Raw genomic sequence first — 20,563 nt, forward strand, 5'->3', positions numbered from 1 at the left:
TAATTCAGCACCACCAGGAAACGCAGCCTGCGTAGATCATGATGAATCCAGCTGCACCACAGTCGAAGTCGAGTTCTGTTGAGACGATCAGCTACGGCGAATCGCGGATCGGATGTGCAAGGAGAAGACCGGCGCGAAGATTGACCAAGATGCTGCTACGGCGAATTCGTGGATCGCGACTTTTCAACAGTACGACCGGACCGGTGTCCTCTCGATACCGACAAGTGGCCGCAACCTGACGCCGTTGGTAACGGCATCGCCGCTGGACGGCAAGCCAAATAGCCCGTCGGAGTTGGTAGTTGACGCACTGTGGGGTGCGCTGGCCATGCTCGTTCCTGCGTTGATCGTCGGTGGCTATTTCGATATCTCCCTCGGTTGGCTGCTCATTCCGCTCGGCGCCGTCGCCGGCGGTTATTGGCGGTCGGGGTATTAATAGCGTTCGCGCAAGCGAGCAGCCATCACGATGGGACGACCGGCGGACGGCACTTGCCACGTTGGACTTCTTCACCGCTGGCAAGCCGGCTCGCTGACGACGCACAGCCGCCTGCGCAAGCCCCTTCCCCCTCGCACACCGCCGCTACCTTCATCCGGTGCGCGACAACCGTTCACGCGCAGTCACCGGCGTCAACCGACACCGACGGACAAGGACCCGGCACCTCGGACCGACACCGGCGCCCCGCAAGTTGCGTAGCCGCCAAACCACCGCGCCATCGGCAGATCCAAACCACCAGCTCCGGCGGTGTCCGCCGAACGGGTGAACTTTGCTCACAAGCCCGGTCGGGGCCCGATAACGCGTAACGCCGTCCCGGGGGAATCGGTATACCCAGCGTAGAGCCGGCAAGGCTGACCCGAACCGCAAGGGAGCACGATGACCATCCGCACCGCCACGTTTGCCCGCGCCGCCACGATCGCCGCACTGACGGCAGCCGCCGTGGCACTGGGCGCGGCGCCAGCCGCCGTCGCCGACGCGTCGGCGACCGTGAAAGCCAAGACCCAACGCATGTCCGCCGCCAACCTCACCTCGGCCCAAAACGGGTGGTACAACCCCGGCGACCGGCTCACGCTGGTCTGCTCGACCCGCGGGCAGGCGGTCAAGGGCTTCTTCAGCTTCAACATCCCCAACGGCGGCTGGGATAACCTCTGGTACAAGACATCTGACGGCAACTACGTCGCCGACGTCGACATCGAGACCGGCACGCTGAACGTGGTGGCCCCCGAGTGCACTACGCCGCCCCCGGCCGCCAACCCACCCGCGCCATCCGGCGAGTTGCGGGTGCCGCTGGACGGTGCGCCGCCCATCAGCCGCGGCTTCGGCAACGGACACGACGGCATCGACTACGCGGTCGGTGCGGGCACTCCGGTCTACGCCGCCGGCGACGGGGTGGTGACCTTCGAGGGTTACGGCGCCAACAACCCCTGGATGACCGAGATAGCGGGCATCTGCGTCCTGCTCAAACATTCGGACAAATACACCGGCTACGCGCACCTCAGCCGCACCGTGATCAACAACGGCCAGCACGTCTCCAAAGGGCAGCTGATCGGTTATAGCGGCGCCACCGGCGCGGCCAGCGGGCCGCACCTGCACTTCGAAGTGCTCCCGCTGAACCCCAACTGGGACGACCACACCTCCCACGGCCGCATCGACCCCGCGCCGTTCCTGTGACGAGCCCCACCTCTCCCGCCGCCGCGCCGAAAGGACACCCGATGACCAAGACCGGCCTGATCGCCGCGATCGCCGCGGCGCTCACCCTCGCGCTCGCCCCACCCGCGGTCGCCGATCCCGACCCGCATCTGCCTGACGGCGCCGCCAACTGGTGCCCCGGCGGCCAGCGACCCGGCTACGGCGGCCAACGGCACTGTCTCGGAACGCCATTCGCCGACGGCACCTTCTACGAACAGACATGGTCCTACGGCCCGAGCGGCTTCTTCGCCCCCGGCCACTGGTTCGGCTTCGCCCACTGCAGCCAATGGATCGAAGGATCCATCCAGGGGGCCGTGCCCGGAACCGGCGCCTGCGGCGACGGTCCGATGTCCCCCGACATCGGCTAGGCCGTCGACGTGCAACCCGCTTATATCGCACCCAATTTCGCACGTGCACAACGCTTCCCGGCTCCTCGCAGATCTCGGCCGGCGCTGCCTTGACGTCCCAACGGAACGATGGTCACGTCGATCGCCATCGCGGCAGCGACCACTAGGGCACCTGTTTGCGTACTCACTATCGCGACGTCGGGCGATTCACAACGGACGCAGTCGACTGGATTGAGCGCCACGACAACGAGCCTGTCGGTCCGTTCGTCGAAGCTCAGCGTCTCTTGACGGGCGTGCTGCTCAAAGCCATATTGGGATCGCCCGGCTGTTGGCTACCGATCCCGCCCAATAGAGGGGGAACGACCTCCGTAGGACGGCATGCGCACCGCTCAAGCGTCGACTGGCGCGGTCGAAATTACTCACGTGTGTAGCGCAGCCGCTCGATTCTCGCCGGAAGGCCAGCGGAAGTCGCTGCAGCAGAACATGTCAGTTGCGCCGCCACGGCCCCGGCTCCCGCGGTGAATTTCCGACGCCGCCGGACCGCCCGAACGGTTGCGACGGCACCGGCTCGAAGGCGTGTCAAGTTCGCGGTCCGGCGTTTTGGGATACGTCGTCCGGCCGTCGGGGTCCGGGTAGGGGCTGTGGTGATCCGGACCCACCCGCCTGCCTCCTACCCGGTAGAAACGGGGTGGCCGTTGTGCGCCGGCACGTTCGGGTGTGCCCCGGGTTCCGATATCGCCGCGGCGACGGCCATTATCGGGACTGCCGAAGTGCGCTCGCCATCGGGCATCAGCATGAGCTGGTGCGCCACCGTGGCGTGGCGCATCCGCTGCACCTGCTCCTCCAGCGGTCCCAGTTGCACGCTGTGCTCGGCGTCCACGCGAAATCCGTTGCCCTGCGGGTAAGCGAGCGGGGTGGCGTGTTCCTCGGCGTAGCCGTGCCGGGCGCGCAGGATCAGGATGGCCTGGTGGGCGGGTAGGCGTTCGGTGTCGACTCGCCGTTTGGTGTCGGCCAGTAGTCGTTCGGCGCGCTGCAGCAGTTCGGTCATGGTGGTCTGCTGGTGGCAGATCTGCTGGGTCAGGGCCTGCCCATCATGGTTTACCGCTTCAACGATGCGGGCCAGCGCGGCTCGCCGCTGGACCTCCGGGGAGGAGTGCCACGCGTCGACCACGGCCACCGCCAGCGGAGCAAAGACGCCGGCGAAGCCGATCAGCAGCGCGACGCACCACACCACCGACGCCGGAGAACTGGTCCCGTTGGCATCGGCGTGCAGCCGGACCAGGATCGCCAGCCCCATCAGGCTGGAGAAGACCGCCAGGCCGGCCCACCCGGCGATCAGAATCCGCTTGTGCACCTTGGTCGCGGCGGCCAGCGGGCTGATGCGGTGGATATAGCGCCAGGTGTGCTCACCCACCAGGTGGGCGGCCACCGCGATCACCAGGGCCGCGAACAATGCGAAGCAGACGGCGGGCACCAACAGCTGCAGTTGGCCCACCGGGTTCTCCCGCCAGGGGGTCAGGTCCTGCACCGGCACGTTCAGCAGTTTGATGGTCAGCGTGGAGAGCGCCACCACGTCGAAGAGCAGCACGACGCGGGTGACGCGTTGCCAGGCCCGGCTGACGTGGTGATCGTGACGGGACTGGCCCGCAGCGATGTCCGCGGCGATGCGTGCGTCGAGCTGCTCGGCTTCACTGATGGCGTCGACGGTGCTGATCGCATCGCCGTATACGGCGTTTTCCGGAACCCGTTCGGGGTCTTGCAGTTTCGACACAAACCGGCCGGGGCTACGTTTTGCCAGGCGAGGTAGGCGCGGTAGTCGGCGCAGGAAGCGTCGGCGTCGCCGTTGGTGCGGTGCCGGCGCCACCAGATGCTGGCGATCGGGCAGCTGGGCGATCTGCAGCTGCAGGGCGGTCACCGCGGATGCCGCGATACCGTGCCGGTTGGACAGCTTGGTCATCTTGGCGGTCGCGGCATCGACCAGCGCGGCAATCGTCGCCAACACGCCGGAGATGATCGCCAACTCGCCGTGCAGCATGCGGTCGGCGTGCCAATCGCCGGGATTGATCCGGCTGATCTGTTCACCGGCGGTGTCGATCAGTATCGACCGCTGCCGGCGGGGGGCTGCTCGGCGGAACCAGGTGGGCAGGGGCATTGGTGTGTCCTTTCGTCGGAGATTGGGCCATTCACTGCGTGGCACCGATCCCCCGCCCGGTGTGTAGTCCGTTCGGAAAGCGGCCGACGACGGCCGGGGCCACGGGACCACCCGGCGCGCCCTGCACCGGTGGTAAGCGGAACCGATGTGGGTCGGGTCGACGATCGGAGGGTGTTGAGTGTTCCGGTGCCGCAACGGGTATCGATCGTGGATCGTTACCCGCTGCGGCACGGTCGAGGTGTTCAGGCCCCGCGTACGGTCATCACGACGACTCGGTTGGCCGCCGCAGTCGCGGCGGGGTCCGTGCCGGTGGTCTCGACGGGGCTGTCGTAGCCGACGCCGGTCACCTGGCCGAGGTGCTGGGTCGGAAGCCCATAGGCCACCAACGCATTGGCGACGGCCTGGGCGCGCTGGCGGGACAGGTCTCGGGCGCTGTCTGCTGGGCCTACTGACCAGGTGTGTCCGACCAGGTCGACGCTGGCCCCGCGCGTCCGCAGCTCATCGGCCAGGGTGGCCAGCGGGCCCTGTGCCTGGGGCAGTAGATCGGCGCTGTCCGGGGCGAACAGGGCCTCGGTGGCCAGCGGCACGCTGCCGCCGTCGACGGGCAGCGGCGGCAGCGCAAACGTCGGTACCGCAACCGTTTTCGCCGGTGCCGTCGATACCGGAGGCAGATCGGCGGCGGGGCGCACGGCGGCGCACTCATCGGCGTGCGCGGCACGGCAGATGTCCAGCCACAGCGACGCCACCTTGGTCTGCATGGGTGCCGGCAGCGGCATCTGGGCCGTCCCTGCGGTGTCACCGAGCCCGACGAAAGCGACCTTCTTCCCGCTCAGGTCCGGCAGGAATCCTTTCGACCGCAAAGTGTCGATCACCTCGGCGTTGCCGAAGTCCCAGCCGAGGCCGGCGAAGTCGGCCAGCCCGGTGCTCTGCAAGCCGCTGCTGATGGCCACGATCGTTGCCTTGGGTGTCCGGCGGGCCGCGTCGTTGAGCCCGGTGAGCAGGTCCAACGAAGGCTCGTTACTGGCCAGCGCGGTCACCAGGCCGGTGACAGTGGTCGAAATCTTCTGCAGGCCTTGGTCGATCAGTTGCGGGTCGTTCTCCGCTCCGCTGCCGGCCCGTAGCACGGCGACCGGCAGCGCCGTGCCGACCTGGTCGGTTTTGCCGCCGTGCGGCATCAGCACCGTCAGTGTGCCGTGATGCGTAGCGTTCGCCGCGCGCAGCGTCGTGTCGAAGTCGGCCGGCAGCGCCGCGCCCGGCTCGTTACTGGTGGCGGTGGCCAGCACGATCAGGTTGGCCGCCTGCGACCGGTCGGGGACGGCGCCGCAGCCGGCGAGCGTCACGGCCGCGACCGTAGCGGTGATCACCGCGGCGCCCCGCATCATGTTGGTGGACATGGCGATATTCCTCTCGACAAGGCCACCGTCGGTGGTGGTGGTCGAGAAGATCACCGATCCCCCAGGGTTTTCGGTGGTGTGGCCGGCAATCGCGCCGGCCACACCACCGCGTCGGGTCCTGGGCGGTGCAGCCGGGACAACAACGCCGACAGACCTTCGTCACGGTTACCGTCGTGGCCCCGCGGCCGGATCGTGCTCGAGTCGCCGATCCAGGTCCGCATCGGCTCCGGCCGCCGCGCCTGCCGTAAGCGGTCCGGCTTGGCGACCGGCGCCAACGCCGCCTCCAGCCGCTGCCGCGGGATCCCGGCCCGCCGGGCCGCCGTGGCGACCTGGTGCGCGCACGGCCCACAACCACACCGCGTGCTACCGGCGGCGGTGTGCAGCCGGCCCTTCACCAGGGCCAGCGCTGCCTGCATCTTGTCCTGCTCGACCATCTGAAACCTCCTGTGCACACACCTCTCCCCTTGGAGAGGTGGCGGGGTTTCAGAACATGCACAGGTCATCTCACAGAACCAGTAATAATAGCCCCGATCCTGCAGCGCAGCAAGGAATTTCACCTCAACACCACAACGATCACCCGTCCGGACGACACCACCGGCCCCCAGACCACCAGGACGACCCGGCAATCCACCGAACCGAGGCGCGGGCGCTCAGGAGGCGCGCGCCGCCGACGTGGCGTCCTCCCCCGGCACCGCATCGCGGGATCTGTCGGCAGATGTGCCCGGCGCCGGCTCGGCGGATACCGACGACTCCTGCTGCGCCCCAGGGGAATCGGCATCGTTAGGGTCCTTCTTGGCCGCAGCGAACCGTTGGCGTTTGGCCAGCCACTCGTCCAGGAACGAGCCGCCGCGCGCGGCAGACGACGGCTCGTCCGGTGTGGCCTTGGGCGCGGCCGGCTTCGGCGAAGCCGGCTGCGGCGGGGCGGGCCGGGGGGCCAGCGGCATCTCCACGTGGATCGCGGTGACGTTCGAAACGCCGGCGACAGCGGCCGTGGTGACCGACCGGTGCGGCGCGACGAGGTCCAGGCGTGTCGCGTCCTCCACATCCCTGATGTGCTCCGCCAACTCTGCCCCCCGCCTCGGCACAGCCCGGTCGTTGTGATCGATCATCAGCGTGTGCGGCAACGGCGGTCCCGCGGCCGAGCTGCGCACGATGATCGAGGTCAGGTCCGGCAAGGTGACCAGCGCCGCGGGATTCACCATGTCGCCGAGTCGCCGGGCCAATTGTGCGGCGTCACTGGCGGCACACCGAAAAGCGATGGTGGTGGCCACATTACCGCCCACTGCAGGACGCAGGTCTTCGTCCAGCTGGTCGAGGTACTGGTGTGCCAGTACCACCGACAGGCCGAACTTGCGGCCTTCGGCGAGCATGTTGGTCAGTGACCCGGAGATGAGGGTGTGCGCCTCATCCACCATCACCGTGAACGGCCGTTCCGGGTGCCGGCGCCGCAGCGCCCCTTCCCAGACGCGGCTCAGGTACAGGTAGCCGAGCAATCGGCTGGCTGATTCGCCGAGGGTGGCTTTCGACAGATCCAGCAGAATGATGCGACCCTCATCCATGGCGGCCGCGAAATCGATGGCGTCAGCACCGGAACCGAGGATGGCGCGCATCGCGACGGTGCCCGAGAGCGGCCCGAACTTCGAATTCACCCACGACAGCAAGTCGCCGTGCTCGTTCGACCGAGCCGACAACTTGAATGTCTGCCACCAGGTCCGCAGCCGCTCGTCCGTGGAGCGGGCGACGGCGTTGGTCATGAAGCGTTCGTCGGCGCAGGCGATCGGCACATCCAGCAGCGACGCGCGGGTCCCGTGCATCTCTGCCAGTGCCCGCAGCACCATGGCCACGTGGTCGAGGAAGCGTGGCCCCACGATCCCGGTGTGCCGCTTGTCGAACAAGTATTGAAAGGTCGCGCACATTTCCTGAATCGCGATGTCCCGCCGCACCGGGTCGCTCTCGGCCAGCGGGTTGAGCGGCACGGGGTGGTCCACATCGCCGCAGCGGATCAGCCACACCCGGTCCCGCGCCTGCGCCGGCAGCTCGGCCAGGACACGGTCGCACAGCTGCCCGTGGGGATCGGCGATCAGCGCACCATCCCCGCGGGTCGCCAGCCCGGCGACCATGCCCGCGAGCGCCGACGACTTACCGGTGCCGGTCTGGCCCAGCACATGAACGTGGCGGAGCCGTTCGGCTGTGGTTAGTTCGACGGGGATCGGCCGACCGCCGCCGGTCACCGCCTGCCCGATCCGCAGACCCGGTTCCGTGGCTCGCCGATCTGGGGCGACCGGGATCGGTGCCGCCGGACCCGGGTACATCCCGGCCAGCAGCGTGGCACCGGCCACCGGGACCGGCAGCGCCGCGGGTAGACCGGACACATCCACCCGGACCCGCACCGGGTCCACGCTGGGGTCGCTGGCGATCAGCAGGTCCGGGAACCGGCGACGGATGGCCGCGCGCATCCGCAGCGACGGTTCGCCGCCCGTGGTCAGGGCCCACATCCGGGCCTCCCACCTCGGCTGCGCCGATGTCCCCGGGGACTGCAGCTCGATGTGCAGGCCATGACCGGGCAACGCGGCGAGGTCCTCGACCAGCTGCGTCGGCGTGGCGTCGTTCGCGAGCGACAGGGCGGTTGCCGCACGCGGGTCGGGGCCGCTGCCGAAACCGATAGTGCCGCAGCGGTACTCTGCGACGATGGGCCACCACGCGGCGGCCTCGTCGAACTCCCCGCGGACCGTCGTCTCCGCGACAGGCTGCAGAATGTCGTCCACCGCGGCAGCCAGCGATCCCGTGGCTGGGCCGGCTTCAACGGCCACCGTCACCGCCACCATGCCGTCCGCATCGGTCATCAGCCTCAGACGGAGTGTGGCGTCGGGAACTTCGGCGAGCACCTCCCCCAGCGCGACCGGCAAGCTGTGACGCAGCCGCGCACAATCCTGATCGGGGTTAGGGCGCGCCGTCGTCAGTTCGACACCCTGCCACCGCGGTGTGGGTTCGAATTCGTGCCGTTCGGAGCCGATCATCGACAGTCCTTTCCGGGTCGGCGGACGACCCATCCGGTGCTGCAACCGATTCCCCGGCTGGCCGCCGTACCTGTGGGCGCTGCGTCAGCGGTGCGGTCCGCCTCGCAGCGCGGTCAGCGCCAACCGGCTGACCCGACGGGCCGCCGTCGGGTTCGCCGCCAGGCCGATGGCCGCAGTCTCCAGGCCGGTTGTCACTTCGTCGCGGCCACGCGCGCGCGCCGCCGTCAGCTCCAGGACATGCGCGGCCAAGCGGGCGCGCCGGGGGTCGGCCACCTTGGGATCGGTCAGGAAGTACCGCAGCAGCGTCTGGCGGGCCAGCGCGCGCTCAGAGCCGGCCTCGGGATTCCCCAATGTCGCGGCTGCGTCGAGCACCAGGTGCAGCATGGTGTCCGCGGCATCCACCATGAGGGTGTCGTCGCGGAGCGCATCTTCCCGCTCCACGGCCTCGGTATCGCTCATCTCCCGGGCGGCCCGCAGGGCCGCTTTGCTGGCGAAATCGGTTGCCGTGTTGGCCAATGCAGTGCGAACAAAACCCATGTCGAGGGTGCCCTCGGGGTCGTTGCGCAACGCCACCGTGAGCTTGAGCATCGTCTGCGCCACGATGTCCTCGGCATCGGTACCGTAGCGACGAGCCATCCGCCGCAACTCGGGCAAGTGCTCGGCGGTGAACGCCTCCAGCCGCGCCGCCGCGCCGCCGCTGATCGTGGTGGGTACGGCCTGCTTGTCCAGTGCTACGGTGACCACCGCCGCTGCCAGCCGGTCGAGGTCCGCCATGATGAGCTGCAGATACGACTCGGTGCTTGCCCCGACGCCGACCCGGGCTTGTATCGCCTGCGCGTGCGGCCGGACCTGACCGACCACGAATCCGCGCAGCTGGCGGCGGGTCAGGCCGCTGTCTGGGTGCCGGGCCGCTACCAGCTGGGCCGCGACATCGGCCACCGGTGTGCGGGCCAGCTGGATGGCCGCGGCCAAGGGCGCCATCAGCTCAGCCAGCCGGCCGAACGCCAACGCTTCCTCGCGGGGGACGTCGCCCCGGATGGTCGCGGTGCGCGCGGCGGCGAACGCCTCGACATCGATACCCGCCGCCCGCAGCACCGACCCGGCATGCCCAGCCAGCCGATTGCGCCCGCGCTGACGGCCGGTCTGCAGCAGCTCGGTCAGCAACTGCTGCGTGAACTTGGACAGGTCGTTCACCGTGACGTCGTATTCGGCGTGCGCGCGCACCCAGCTCTCGGCGACCTCGGCAGTCGCCGCGGCGCGCGTCCAGAGCGGCGACGCGGCCGGCCGCGCCGCGATCGCATCGGTGATCGGGGTTTGCTCGATCGCAGGTCGACGCTCGTCGTTGCGTTCGCTCATCGCTGACTCCTCCGGTAGGAGGTCGGCGTGGTGCCGACCATCCCCCGGAGGGTGTCAATCGATGTTTTTGCAGGTCGTGGCGTCGACGACGCAGCGGTCGTCGAAACGACGACCGGCGGGTCGGGGAATTCACGACCCGCGGATGCAGGCCCCGATCACCCGATTCGGGGTGCCGGAGCGCTCCGGGCCAGCGGTTGCTGCGACCGAGGCCTCGCCTGTCTTAGAGCGGCGTGTCGAGCACCTTGCGCAAGGTGCGGGTGAGAGCGTCGACCGCCGGCAACGAATGCCACAGCGCGTGGTGGCCGGGGACGCTCATCTCGACCATCGGAATGCCGCGCCGCTGCAGGTCGGCCATTGGCCGATCACCCGCTGCCGTGGACAGCGCACTGCGGTCACCCCGGATGATCACCAGCCTCCGCGCCGGCGTGGTCAGCAGATCGGCGTACAGCCGGCCGTGCCGCAGCGCCAGCGCCAATGCCAGCAGGTCCCGGCGCCGTTCGTTCGGCGGCCGGGTCCCGGGACGGCGGTCCCAGGGTACGACCACATCGGGAATGTCCTCGTTGCAGGACAGATAGTCATCAAGCCGGCGGTCTTCACGCCGCGACGCGGCAAGCAGATCCAGCGCCCGCCACCGGCGCAGTGCCACCGGTTCCACCAGTACCAGCTCACCCACCGGCCACCCCTGGTCAGCGGCCGCGCGGGCCATCGCCGCGGCGATCGAGGCGCCCAGGCTGTAGCCGAGGAAGGACACCGGCGCGGCCGCGGCGCCGCCCTCCCCCAAGGTCGTCCGAGCCGCGGTGAACATCCGGGCCGCGACCGGGCCGAAGTCACCCCGGCGCAGCGCCCGCCGCTCCGGGGTCAACAGGTGCGATCCCGCCGTACCGAAGCCGGGTGTCTCCACAATGACCAATCGAGCCCTCAACCGCTCGGCGATGAGCGAAAACCGTTGCATCTCAAACGGTTCGATCCATGACCGGATGCCCTGCACCACGATGAAAGTGCGATCCCCCGGCTGCCGGCGGCCGTCGGTGGAGGCCACCAGCAGCGGAGATCCGGCCTCCCCCGGCCGGGGATGGGTGACTGCCGACCAGCCTGGATGCTGATCAGTAGCCACAGTAGGGGTCCTCCTCGCCGATCCGGCGCTGGTTGGCGCGGTGGTAGGCCAGGGCCGCGCGGGTATCGGGTGCGGTGAAGAAGGTGTGGTAGTCGTGACTTTTCAGGAAATCCAGGACCGGATTGTGGCCATTCCAGTGCCGGGCCGATTTCGCCGTCCGCAGGTCCGGCCACCCACTGGTGTCCATGTCGAACGCGGTCAGGATGCGATGCAGCGCGGCCTGCCACCGGCACATGATCTGCACGTACACATCCGATTCCAGACCCCGGCCCCCGAACCGGGCCTTCACCACGTTGGTGAACTCCGCGAGGGTGCCGCGGTACCCGCACTGGCGGTAGCCGTTGAGCCAGTCGAAGGCCTCCGCCGGCAAGGTCAGGAAATCCAGGCTGTCGGTGAGTTGAGTGAATCCCACTTCAGCGCGGCTCAGCTGCTGGTTGATCGGCAGAAAATTCTCCGGCGTGTCGGAAATCAGTGCGTGCTGAATGGCCGACGGAGAGGTTTGTGCGTTGATCGCGCTGGCCTGCAGCCAGACCCGCGCCGCGAGGTGGAACATCAGCGCGTGGTTGGCATTGAGTTCACAGAAGCCGTAGAGGGCGGTGTCCGGGGCGTGCTGCTTGATGTAGAGCATGGCGCCGAGCCCGGTCGTCACGTTCACCTGGGGTATCCCGACGGTGGTGTGCCAGTCGTGCTCGCGTCGGGCGCGCTCGACATGGTCGGCGGACCCGCCGCCGGCCGCGATGTCCGGGCAGTCGGGCTCGGTGCACGGATACCGCAGATACTCGTAACCCGGGCGTGTTGAGGTGCTCAGGTGGAAATCGACGATCGCCCCGTCAAGCACCTCTAGGTCGTTCCGCAGACCGGCGAGCTCGTTGGCCTCAAACGCGGTTTGAATCAATAGGTTCTCGGTGCCGACTTGCGTCTTGAACGTCTGGCTCCGCCCACCGTGGTCGTCCAGTAGCAGGTAGATGCGGCGGCCGGCCGTGGTCTGATCGGTCATTTGCGGAGCTCCCTCAAATTGATCGGTGGCTTCTTCACCGGCCAGGTCGCCCGGATCTCCTTGCCCCGGGTCGGGTCGGCGACGTCGACCGGCTGCTGGGTGAGGCCGTCCCGGCTGCCGCGCGCCAGCAGTTCGGCGTGCAGCCAGGCCGTGGTGGAGCCGGCGCGGCCCCAGCTGGTAACCGGCGGCAGTGGGTCGCGGACGCTGATGCACACCTGGCCGGCCCGAACTGCACCGACGACCGTCACCGGAACCTGGGCTGGTGTCCTTTGATTCTCTTTGCCCAGTGCCTGCTGCCGCTTCTCGACAGCCTGGCCGACGTTGATCAACAGCGCTGAGATCAATGAGCGTGCCAGCGCATAGTTTTCGGGCTGCAGGTCGTCAAGGCGGATGTCGGTGGTGAGCGCCAAGCCCCTGTCCGAAGCGTGTTTACCTGCGATTCCGGCCAGCGAGGGCCGTTGCCCCTGCCGCAGCCACTGTTCATGATCAACGGCTTCCGACATCAGGCTGATCAACGGGGCCAGCTCCGCAGCCTGGATCCGAATTTCGGCAGGCACCGAAGTGTTGTTCGCTATACGGCGGGTAAAGGACCGGATGTCGGTATTGGCGTTGTGATAGTCCTTCGACATCGCCCGCTTGGCGCCGGCCTGGACCTCGGGAATTTGTTCGGCACTGGCACGTAGGACTCGTTCGTACTCACGTTGTTTCGTACCGATGAGGACCGGGACCGTGCACAGCGCCCAGGCCAGCGGGACCATCTCGGGTGCCCAGCGGCCCGCCGCGATGGAACCGGCCACCATGGCGGTCATCGCGGCCATGATGATCAGCCACACATGCGGCCGTACCGCCCGGAACATCCGGTGTCCCCGTCCCGGACTCTGATTCGCCGAGTAATGGGTGGCGTCGGCGAGAAAACTCATCATCGCGGACACCCCGTAGGCCGCGGCCACGGCCAGCGCCAGCACTTTCGGCCAGGTCGGCTGTCCGGGACCAGACAGGTAGGCGACGGCCACGATGTTGCACGGCACCGCCACAGCTCCGATCACCCCGGTGACGTTGATCAGGGTCCTCGCATGGGCGGATTCCGCCACCGCCGCAAGGGATTTCATCATGGCTCGACCTGGCTCGTCGCTTGCCGCGATGAACGGCTCCAACACGATTTCCAAAGCCACCTGTATGACCGACGGAATCAGCAGGACCCACGTCAGCCACCAGGTGCCGGGGGCCATGCCTAGAAATAGTGCCGTGAGCCCCAGAAGAGCGCCCCGAGTGACGAACGGCCGGATCCGGTCGTAATGAAAGATCCGGCGGCTCGTGACATCAGCGGCCCAATGGGACATCGGTGCCGGGGCCGTCATATCCCGCAGGATCTGCCGCCACGGGTTGTGCACCCGGCACAGGTCGGGGATCAGGTCCACCCCGGCATAGGGATCCTCAAGGTCGGGCAATTCCGCATCGGTCATCGGTCAGGCCTCCAAGTTCCTCGGTGGTGGCACCATTCAAATCTGCTTCTGCCGCCCGGGTCGTGAAATTCACGACACGCCGATTCTCGATCTGTCTGCGCACCCGAACCGCCCCAGCGCACCCAGTGCTATGCCGCTCACCGCGATCAGCAGCGCCACGGCGCCGGCAGCCAGGCCAACCGTGCCCCAGCCCATCTGGCCGGGAGCCAGGAACGGATACGGAATCACCGCGGCCCCCCGCATGCCCACCATGGTGCACAAGCCGATCAGGTAGGCCACCGGCCACACAAACGCGTAACCCACCGCTGCGCGGCCACGAATACCATTGCACCGCAACAGACAGCCAGCACTCACCAACACCGGCGCCACCGCGTGGAACAGCACAGTGGCCACCCGCACCACGGCATCGTCGTGCCCCTGGAACCAGGTGCCACTGGGGGTTGCCGGCGCGATGACCGCCGCGAAGACCACCGCGGACACCACCACCCCCACCGCCGCGGTGTGACGCAGCGCCGGCAGCCACCGGGCACCGGGCACCACCAGATCGGCCACCGCCGCGACCCCGGCCAGGATCGCGGAATCCACGGTGAAGTACCACAACGGGAATCGGGGGTCGGTGTGCTGTAAGAACTGGCATGCCACCGCGACCACCTGGTTGATCAACAACACGGTGGACACCAGCGGGGCGGCCCGTGAAGATCGGGACAGATCGGCGTGCACGGTCCTATTCTCCGCGGGCATTTTCACTGCTGGTTCCGCGCCCGCTGGCCGGTTCCCCGCGCCTGCCGCCGAAGCGCCGTTGGCGCGCGCGGCAGGAGCGCGCCAACGGCGCTTCGCTTGGCCTCAGACCCGGCCGGTGCCGTGGCAGCGTGAGCAGTTGACCCAGTTGCCGAAATCGCTGATACCGCCGGTGCCGTTGCACTTGGGACACACGGCCCGGAATGCGCGGAACAAGAACTTCATCGTGGACTCCATCGATCGTCGTAGAACGTCGTCTGATCGTGTCAGAGCGGTGCGGCGGAGTCTGTCCCTCGGACGGGCGACATCGGCGAACTGTCGCCGCGCGGCCGTCGGGCGCCCTCTCGTGTGCGCGAACAGCCAAAAACCCTGTGCAGGGGCGTGGTCCGCTGATTGGCGTCGCCGATCCGTCAACTGTGAATCCGGTGGTCGGTGGCCCAGGGGTTCGAGTTCATTGGTCGGGATCGGCGAAGAACCGGCGGAGCGCCGCGTCGTCGTCGATGCTGATCAGGCCGTCCTGGATGGCGCGGATGAACAAGGCGAACTTCGTGCCGGCGGGGCGGCCGACGTCGATGTAGCTCTTGCGGATGCGCTGGATATGGGTCTTGACCGTGCTGGGGGTGACAAACAACGCCCGCGCGACCCGTTCCTTGGTGCCGTATTGCAGCCACGCGAGGACGATCTGGCGCTGCCGCTCGGTCAGGTGTGGGCGCGCCACCGCGGCGCGGGCAATGCTGCGGGACTGCGCGTACCCGCAGGAGCAACCGTCGTGAGCGGCATCGGCCGAGGTGGGCATGAGTGTGGTCCTTCCCGCGCATGAGGCCGGCACCGGATGGTGCCTGCATCGGGTCAACCGATTCCCCACCGGATGCGGGCCACGATCCGCGGTACCGGATCTACTTCATGCGTAACCTGTTGTGCCCGAGCAGGATTGTCCCGATTTGAGGCCATCGCCCGACCCGTCCGACCGCCATGTCGACTCCTCAATGCGCGCGCCCGCTGACCACACAGGGGCGCCCGCTCGCGCATTGTGGCCACCGTACGGTGGAAAGGCATCGTGTTCACGGGGTTCCGCCACGCGCACATCCGTCGCCAGATCACCGACCTGGGTTTGGTTGGCCCCGGCGAGTACCTCGATTTCGAATGCTTCATCGGCTCGTCGGCGTCTTCCTCACCCGTATCCAGGCCCGCCCGATCGCCGAGGTCGCAGGCTAGACGCCGCTGAGCACCGACCTGCTCGTCAGCGAAGACGTGTGGTGACACACCAGTCGGTAACGCCGCCCGACGGACCATCAGCACACGGGCCAAACTGGGAACACTGGAGTCCAAGCCCGACCGTGCATAGGCGGCACCAGCTGTGCCAACTATCAGCCCCCACCGTAGCCGCGATATCACTTCTACGGTGAGCTCTGGAGGCTAAGATACGGGCGAAATGCACTAGCGCCGCTTGAGATTAACTAGATGACTTGCAGAATCGACAGGCTCGCGCTGGCCATCGATGATGCTCGATTGGTACCGCGAAACAGGAGGACGCAAACAAATGTCCAGGTTTGACGACGCCATGAGGGAGCACGAGTCGCAGCAGGATCGTGTGAATCGGACTGCGGCGGCGCACGACAACTCGTTGAGAGCCGCTGCGGCTCCAGAGGCCGCGGTGATAGTGGAGTCGCTACGGGATCTAGCGCGGTATCTGACCGAGGACCATGCCAACCAATACACTCATGTTCAGAAGACAGGCACCCTCTCAAAGTTTAAATGCCCCAAGGGATTCATCATCTCTGTCAGTCAAAAGAAAGTCGACAAGACTCTTGCACCGATAGATTCCATGACCATCCTGACACTGGATGGCCGACTGTGCAGATACACGCAAGCTGCTCCCCGCTACGGACACAAGCCGCACCTGGAGTACGTGGACATCACGTCAGAAACATTGCCTGGCGAGGGTATCGGTCTGGATCGGGGAAGCGTTCGGTTCCAGAACGGCGAACTTCAGTACTTCGGTTCTGACATGCCGGGTGTGCCCTACTTTAAATTCCTCGCCGAGTTGGGCCAGCGGATGCGGAATCCGTCGTGGCATCCTCGATTGAGAGATTGATGGCAAGCCGCGGATCCGACTCGTAGGTGAACGGGCGTGGTTTGCGGATACCTTTGCGCTGCAGGTCATCCCCGTACGGCTGGGCGGCGAGCGTCTCCGCGACGCCGGGTCTCACCGGGCGGCTCTCGAGGGCGACGGTCGCGGCGCGATCGTATCTCGCCACTGATGCTGCTAGGCCCACCGCCCGAAGCCGTAGAGCTCAATGGCATCGATCCAGCGTTGAGGCTATGCGCGGGGGTAATCAATCACTTGTGTGCCGCCAAAGGACTTCATTACTTCGAATAGCGTGGGGAGCTTGTCGCAGGCGGACTTGATGGTCTCCTCATTGCCGAGCAGCGTTTCCACGTCATCCACCGTCTGGGACGTTCCGGCCAACAGCTTGCCGATCGTGTCACTAGGCACCTGGGTTCCTTGAAAGCTAACGAACGTCAGCGGATACTCCGTCAGTTTGTAGCGCTGAACGATGTCCAGTTCGGCTTGCGTCAATTGCAGCTGGCAGGACAGGGTGAATTTGAACCCCTTGCTGCCGCCCATCATTCCGCGAATCTCGTTCTGGCTCCGTTGGATTACCAAACGCATCGGGGTCTCGTTCTCCCGTTCCTTGTGTCCATCAGCATCGATACGCCGTGCGGTCCTCGTCACGATGATCTGGCCGCGGTTGAGGCGGCGTGGCCTCCCGCTCAGGGCGCACTTCGCGCTGGTCGTGGTCCACGCGAATGTGCCTCGGCTACCGAATGTTCAGCCCCACCCCGGCAGGCTCACTTCCAGTAACCACCATGTTCGTTGCACACCAACCCGGTGTTGTTGCACTTGCTGCACGTGAGCTTGCCGGCGATACCGCTGGCCCGTCCGCCATTGCATCCTTGGCAATCATTCAGCGGCCGGTGACACTTCTTGCAGTTGCTCACATCGATCACCCTCTCAAGTTTGCTGGACCAGCGAATCCTCGCACTGCCGTAGTCGGATCGCAATCGTACGTTCGGTCGACGAGGGAAAGCCTCGGTACCAGTGACACTGAGCGGTGCGTGGATCGGGTTTTGTCGTCCGTTCGGGGGAGGGCGTGATGGTGTTGTTGCTTGTTAGGTTGCTGGTGTGACCGATACGAAGCAGGTTTTCGTTTCGCAGTTGGAGGCTGAGCTGACTGTCAAGCTGGGCCCGCGGGAGCGGGATTGGGGATCGTTTCCTGATGAGAGCACCCCGTTGGTGACCTGGCTGCGCGACGGCACGGTGTTCATCCACGCAGACCAGGAGAAGCTGTCGGTGCGCGTTCCCCTGGTCAGTGACCTGACGGTGTCGCCGGAGATTCTCGAGTGGATCAGCGGCCGTAACTCGGGGCAGTACGCGGGTCATTACTGGCTGCGGCCGGGCGCTGATGAGCATCATTGGCAGTTGGTGTGTGAGGTGAAATTCCCGTGGGACTGGATGGATCAGCATCTGGCCAATGTCGTGCTGCAGACCTGTGTCGGTCTGGGCACGGTGCTCAATCGGGATGTGGCTCCCGGGTTCATGGAGCAGTTCGGTGGTCTGCGGTGGTGGGATGAGTCCCATACCCCGGAGATGATGCGCGCGCAGACACTGGCGTTGCTGGACTGATCCGGAATCGGCATCGTGACCTCGACCAGCTCACCTGCAGCACGCCAACCGCGCGGACGGAAAGGGCACTGATGGCTGACGAGCACGTCCGGCTGGCCGATCCCCACCTGGCCCAGGGGCACCCCCGCCAGGTCGCCCACGAGTTGCTCACCACGGTGGGGTTGGGGTTCGTGTTCTACGGGCCCGGCGATGCAGCGTCCTGCTTCCAGTCGTTCGCCGCTCTGGCACCGGCGTTGCGCGACACCGACGGAGATAACGGCGGAAGCTACCTCGGTGCCCTGCGCGGGCGGCCCGGAATCTTCTGGCTCGCCTTCGGGGGGCCGCACGGGTCGGCGATCGCGGTCTGTGTCACCGCCGGCGCCGACACCGAATTCGTGACCAATCACATCGCCATGCGGCTGCGGGACGCCCGAGCACCCTGGCAATGGGGCATCTGCACCGGCGGCAACGTCCCGGCCGGGTGTGCCCGGATCCTCGATACCGCTGACGTCATCGAACTCCACGCCCTGCCCGGTCTGCAGCACATCCCCGCCGACACATCGGGTGCACTGCCCCCCGAACTGGTCGCCGGCCTGACAGCGCGGGGCTGGGAACCGGCCGGAAACGGACTGCGCAAAGACATCGCGCTCATCGGCGCCGGCGTGCAATCGGCGTTCGTGTTCTCCCGACACAACCAGACCTTCGGTGTCGTCACCCAAATCGGCACCACCACCATCGACGGCGTCGTGCCCGAAAGGTTCCGCGGTCGCCAGGAAGCGCCGTACCTCGTGGAAGCGGCCGGGGACCTGGTGCTGATGTACCAACCGATCGGATTCGAGCACCCCACCGCGACAACGGAATACGTCGACGCCGCCGCCCAGATCCTCGTCGCCCGCGCCGCGGCCCCACACATCCCCCTGGGCACCCCCCACCTCCCCACCTCCCCACCACAACCCACCCCACAACCACAGACCGCACCGGGACAGCCTGGCCCGGGCCAGGCACCGACATCCACCACTGCGGTACCCGGGTATCCGCCACAGCATGAACCGGCGGCAACTACCCCCGGGCGAGTCCGCGCCGCCGAGGCCGCCTCGCGCGATGCCGTACGCGCCGCGGAACGTCGGCGGTCCCCCCTGCTGCTCGCCGGCGCGGCTCTGGCCGTCGTCGCCTTGGTGCTGCTCGCCATCGTGCTCATGAACAGTGGGGGCAGTTCGTCACCTGCAGCGAGTTCCGGCGGGTCGACTGCACCGCCACGCGTGGACCAGGTCACCGTCTGCAACAGCACACCAACCTTCTCGCCCCAGTCGGCTAACCTCGGGTCGGCGGGTTTGTCGATCGATACCCGCATCACCCCGGCCTGTGCTGCCGGAGACCTGCTGGCCAACAGCCGATTACAGGTCGACGTCGTCGACGGTTCCGGGCGCAATGTGGCTGCTGGCCTGTTCGACACGGCGTCCGCCCCACTGACCGCCGCCCCCGGAGGCAGTAGAGCCACCTTGATCTTTCCCGCCGGAACTTACTGGCGGACACCAAGATCGGCCGATCAGCTGCGGATGACCGTTACTCGACAAGGCACCGACCAGACGCCGACCGCAGGCACCCTCGGCGCGTCCAGCATCACCGCCGCCGCCGTGGGTACACCGGCAACCGGCACCGTCGATGACGCGGCCCAGTCGGCGCTCACCGATCTCGCTGCCGCGGACCGTGTTGCGATCGACGCGACGCTGCTCGAGGTGTGGCAACCGCAACTCAGCTCGAAACGACCGGGTCTGGTCGCTGACGGAATCACTTGGTCGGCAAGCGACATCATGCGCGAACACATGCAGTTGCGGCAGCGTTTTCCCGGCGCGCGCCTACTGTGGTCGGGTGATTGGCCGGTGTTCAGCTCTCCCACCTGGTGGGTGACGGTTGCCGGAGTCCCGTTCGCCGGCGGCGATCAGGCCAACAGGTGGTGTGACAGTCAGGGTTTCGACGCCGACCACTGCTTCGCGAAACTGCTCAGTCACAACCGGGGCTCGTCGGGGACCACCATCATGCGTCGGTAGCCACCGCCGGCCCCGTGTCCGCCGCCGGGTCGAAGCACCTGGTGATCAGTCCGGCGAAGGCGCGGGGGTTGATGGCCAACTCGGCTGCACTCGGCGCGCATCGCCCCGCGCGCCGACTACGATGCTGACCGTGGTCGGCGAGTCAAACACGTTGCACGACAAGATCATCCGGTGATTGATGAGGAGCCGGAGTCACACCGCACTCCCGCGGCGTCCTACATAGATTGCTGAATCTCACACGGCTGCAGCCAATCACGGACCAACGGTTCCAGTGCCGGGTGCGCCCGGTCGTTGGGTTCGTAGCGGAGGAACTCGGAATCGACCCCGACAATCCAACGTCCTCCATTTTGAACACGAAGTCTCGGCCGATGAAATATTGGCGTGCCCCCTCCCCCGTCCGGATGTGTTGATCGTCGTCGATCTTGGACATGTCGATCCGGGCGACTGCTCGCTGTCAGGTGCGGGTCACGTACATGCTCAGACAGTCGCGGGGATGTCCTCCCCGGGCACATGCCCATCAGGTCCCAGGGTGCGTCCAGACGCCGGTGCTTCTCCGTGTTCTCTCTTTTGGGGGTCGAAGAACTGCACG

17 protein-coding genes are annotated in these 20,563 nt (G+C 67.0%); 6 read left to right on the top strand and 11 right to left on the bottom strand.

The window, feature by feature from the left end; genetic code table 11:
* Positions 1-112: 112 nt before the first annotated feature.
* The 3 genes from ACX12F_RS28240 (at position 113) to ACX12F_RS28250 (ending at position 2,049) form a co-directional block, all read left to right on the top strand.
* Positions 113-433 carry a hypothetical protein gene (locus ACX12F_RS28240; RefSeq protein WP_459367525.1) on the top strand — a complete coding sequence of 107 codons (321 nt, stop codon included), beginning with the start codon at positions 113-115 and terminating at the stop codon, positions 431-433.
* 435 nt (positions 434-868) lie between these two features.
* Positions 869-1,663 (top strand): M23 family metallopeptidase, encoded by a 795-nt coding sequence (locus tag ACX12F_RS28245; RefSeq protein ID WP_459367526.1) that lies wholly within the window; start codon positions 869-871, stop codon positions 1,661-1,663.
* A gap of 41 nt (positions 1,664-1,704) precedes the next feature.
* On the top strand, positions 1,705-2,049 hold the full coding sequence (locus ACX12F_RS28250) for a hypothetical protein (protein WP_459367527.1): 345 nt from the start codon (positions 1,705-1,707) through the stop codon (positions 2,047-2,049).
* A gap of 649 nt (positions 2,050-2,698) precedes the next feature.
* Here ACX12F_RS28250 and ACX12F_RS28255 read toward each other — a convergent pair.
* The 10 genes from ACX12F_RS28255 to ACX12F_RS28300 form a co-directional block, all read right to left on the bottom strand.
* A complete protein-coding gene (locus tag ACX12F_RS28255) occupies positions 2,699-4,180 on the bottom strand; it encodes a hypothetical protein (RefSeq protein WP_459367528.1) in 1,482 nt (493 codons plus the stop codon).
* A gap of 242 nt (positions 4,181-4,422) precedes the next feature.
* On the bottom strand, positions 4,423-5,676 hold the full coding sequence (locus ACX12F_RS28260) for an OmpA family protein (protein ID WP_459367529.1): 1,254 nt from the start codon (positions 5,674-5,676) through the stop codon (positions 4,423-4,425).
* Complete coding sequence (locus ACX12F_RS28265; protein ID WP_459367530.1) at positions 5,625-6,008, bottom strand: hypothetical protein; 384 nt, start codon at positions 6,006-6,008, stop codon at positions 5,625-5,627. Before ACX12F_RS28265 ends, ACX12F_RS28260 begins: the two co-directional genes overlap by 52 nt.
* A gap of 216 nt (positions 6,009-6,224) precedes the next feature.
* Positions 6,225-8,591 (bottom strand): type IV secretion system DNA-binding domain-containing protein, encoded by a 2,367-nt coding sequence (locus ACX12F_RS28270; protein WP_459367531.1) that lies wholly within the window; start codon positions 8,589-8,591, stop codon positions 6,225-6,227.
* An 84-nt stretch (positions 8,592-8,675) separates the two neighbouring features.
* Positions 8,676-9,947: an RNA polymerase sigma factor gene (locus ACX12F_RS28275; RefSeq protein ID WP_459367532.1), complete on the bottom strand. Its 1,272-nt coding sequence runs from the start codon at positions 9,945-9,947 to the stop codon at positions 8,676-8,678.
* Positions 9,948-10,167: 220 nt separating this feature from the next.
* The gene (locus ACX12F_RS28280) at positions 10,168-11,061 is read right to left on the bottom strand and encodes an alpha/beta fold hydrolase (RefSeq protein ID WP_459367533.1); all 894 of its coding nucleotides are present in this window, start codon (positions 11,059-11,061) and stop codon (positions 10,168-10,170) included.
* Positions 11,051-12,058: a hypothetical protein gene (locus ACX12F_RS28285; protein WP_459367534.1), complete on the bottom strand. Its 1,008-nt coding sequence runs from the start codon at positions 12,056-12,058 to the stop codon at positions 11,051-11,053. The genes ACX12F_RS28280 and ACX12F_RS28285 overlap by 11 nt, the downstream gene beginning before the upstream one ends.
* Positions 12,055-13,521, bottom strand: a complete 1,467-nt coding sequence (locus ACX12F_RS28290) for a hypothetical protein (RefSeq protein WP_459367535.1) — start codon at positions 13,519-13,521, stop codon at positions 12,055-12,057. Before ACX12F_RS28290 ends, ACX12F_RS28285 begins: the two co-directional genes overlap by 4 nt.
* A 69-nt stretch (positions 13,522-13,590) precedes the next feature.
* A complete protein-coding gene (locus ACX12F_RS28295) occupies positions 13,591-14,241 on the bottom strand; it encodes a Pr6Pr family membrane protein (protein ID WP_459367536.1) in 651 nt (216 codons plus the stop codon).
* Positions 14,242-14,710: 469 nt separating this feature from the next.
* Entirely contained in the window at positions 14,711-15,055 is a 345-nt protein-coding gene (locus tag ACX12F_RS28300) for a LuxR C-terminal-related transcriptional regulator (RefSeq protein ID WP_459367537.1), read from the bottom strand.
* Between the two features lie 702 nt (positions 15,056-15,757).
* On the opposite strand from ACX12F_RS28300, the gene ACX12F_RS28305 reads away from it, so the two are divergent.
* Positions 15,758-16,354, top strand: a complete 597-nt coding sequence (locus tag ACX12F_RS28305; RefSeq protein WP_459367538.1) for a hypothetical protein — start codon at positions 15,758-15,760, stop codon at positions 16,352-16,354.
* A gap of 225 nt (positions 16,355-16,579) precedes the next feature.
* On the opposite strand, the gene ACX12F_RS28310 is transcribed toward ACX12F_RS28305, so the two are convergent.
* Positions 16,580-16,933 (bottom strand): hypothetical protein, encoded by a 354-nt coding sequence (locus ACX12F_RS28310; RefSeq protein ID WP_459367539.1) that lies wholly within the window; start codon positions 16,931-16,933, stop codon positions 16,580-16,582.
* A 513-nt stretch (positions 16,934-17,446) separates the two neighbouring features.
* Between ACX12F_RS28310 and ACX12F_RS28315 the strand changes: the two genes are divergently transcribed.
* Positions 17,447-17,947: a hypothetical protein gene (locus tag ACX12F_RS28315; RefSeq protein ID WP_459367540.1), complete on the top strand. Its 501-nt coding sequence runs from the start codon at positions 17,447-17,449 to the stop codon at positions 17,945-17,947.
* 71 nt (positions 17,948-18,018) lie between these two features.
* Complete coding sequence (locus tag ACX12F_RS28320) at positions 18,019-19,974, top strand: hypothetical protein (RefSeq protein WP_459367541.1); 1,956 nt, start codon at positions 18,019-18,021, stop codon at positions 19,972-19,974.
* Positions 19,975-20,563: the final 589 nt, after the last annotated feature.

The sequence above is a fragment of the Mycolicibacterium sp. HS_4_1 genome (assembly GCF_054515875.1).

What these genes read in the sequence shown, in the direction of transcription:
- ACX12F_RS28300 (WP_459367537.1), bottom strand. Translation starts at nt 15,055, where the DNA reads ATGCCCACCTCGGCCGATGCCGCTCACGACGGTTGCTCCTGCGGGTAC.
- ACX12F_RS28245 (WP_459367526.1), top strand. Translation starts at nt 869, where the DNA reads ATGACCATCCGCACCGCCACGTTTGCCCGCGCCGCCACGATCGCCGCA.
- ACX12F_RS28250 (WP_459367527.1), top strand. Translation starts at nt 1,705, where the DNA reads ATGACCAAGACCGGCCTGATCGCCGCGATCGCCGCGGCGCTCACCCTC.
- ACX12F_RS28255 (WP_459367528.1), bottom strand. Translation starts at nt 4,180, where the DNA reads ATGCCCCTGCCCACCTGGTTCCGCCGAGCAGCCCCCCGCCGGCAGCGG.
- ACX12F_RS28275 (WP_459367532.1), bottom strand. Translation starts at nt 9,947, where the DNA reads ATGAGCGAACGCAACGACGAGCGTCGACCTGCGATCGAGCAAACCCCG.
- ACX12F_RS28270 (WP_459367531.1), bottom strand. Translation starts at nt 8,591, where the DNA reads ATGATCGGCTCCGAACGGCACGAATTCGAACCCACACCGCGGTGGCAG.
- ACX12F_RS28310 (WP_459367539.1), bottom strand. Translation starts at nt 16,933, where the DNA reads ATGCGTTTGGTAATCCAACGGAGCCAGAACGAGATTCGCGGAATGATG.
- ACX12F_RS28290 (WP_459367535.1), bottom strand. Translation starts at nt 13,521, where the DNA reads ATGACCGATGCGGAATTGCCCGACCTTGAGGATCCCTATGCCGGGGTG.
- ACX12F_RS28240 (WP_459367525.1), top strand. Translation starts at nt 113, where the DNA reads ATGTGCAAGGAGAAGACCGGCGCGAAGATTGACCAAGATGCTGCTACG.
- ACX12F_RS28320 (WP_459367541.1), top strand. Translation starts at nt 18,019, where the DNA reads ATGGCTGACGAGCACGTCCGGCTGGCCGATCCCCACCTGGCCCAGGGG.
- ACX12F_RS28305 (WP_459367538.1), top strand. Translation starts at nt 15,758, where the DNA reads ATGATGCTCGATTGGTACCGCGAAACAGGAGGACGCAAACAAATGTCC.
- ACX12F_RS28285 (WP_459367534.1), bottom strand. Translation starts at nt 12,058, where the DNA reads ATGACCGATCAGACCACGGCCGGCCGCCGCATCTACCTGCTACTGGAC.
- ACX12F_RS28265 (WP_459367530.1), bottom strand. Translation starts at nt 6,008, where the DNA reads ATGGTCGAGCAGGACAAGATGCAGGCAGCGCTGGCCCTGGTGAAGGGC.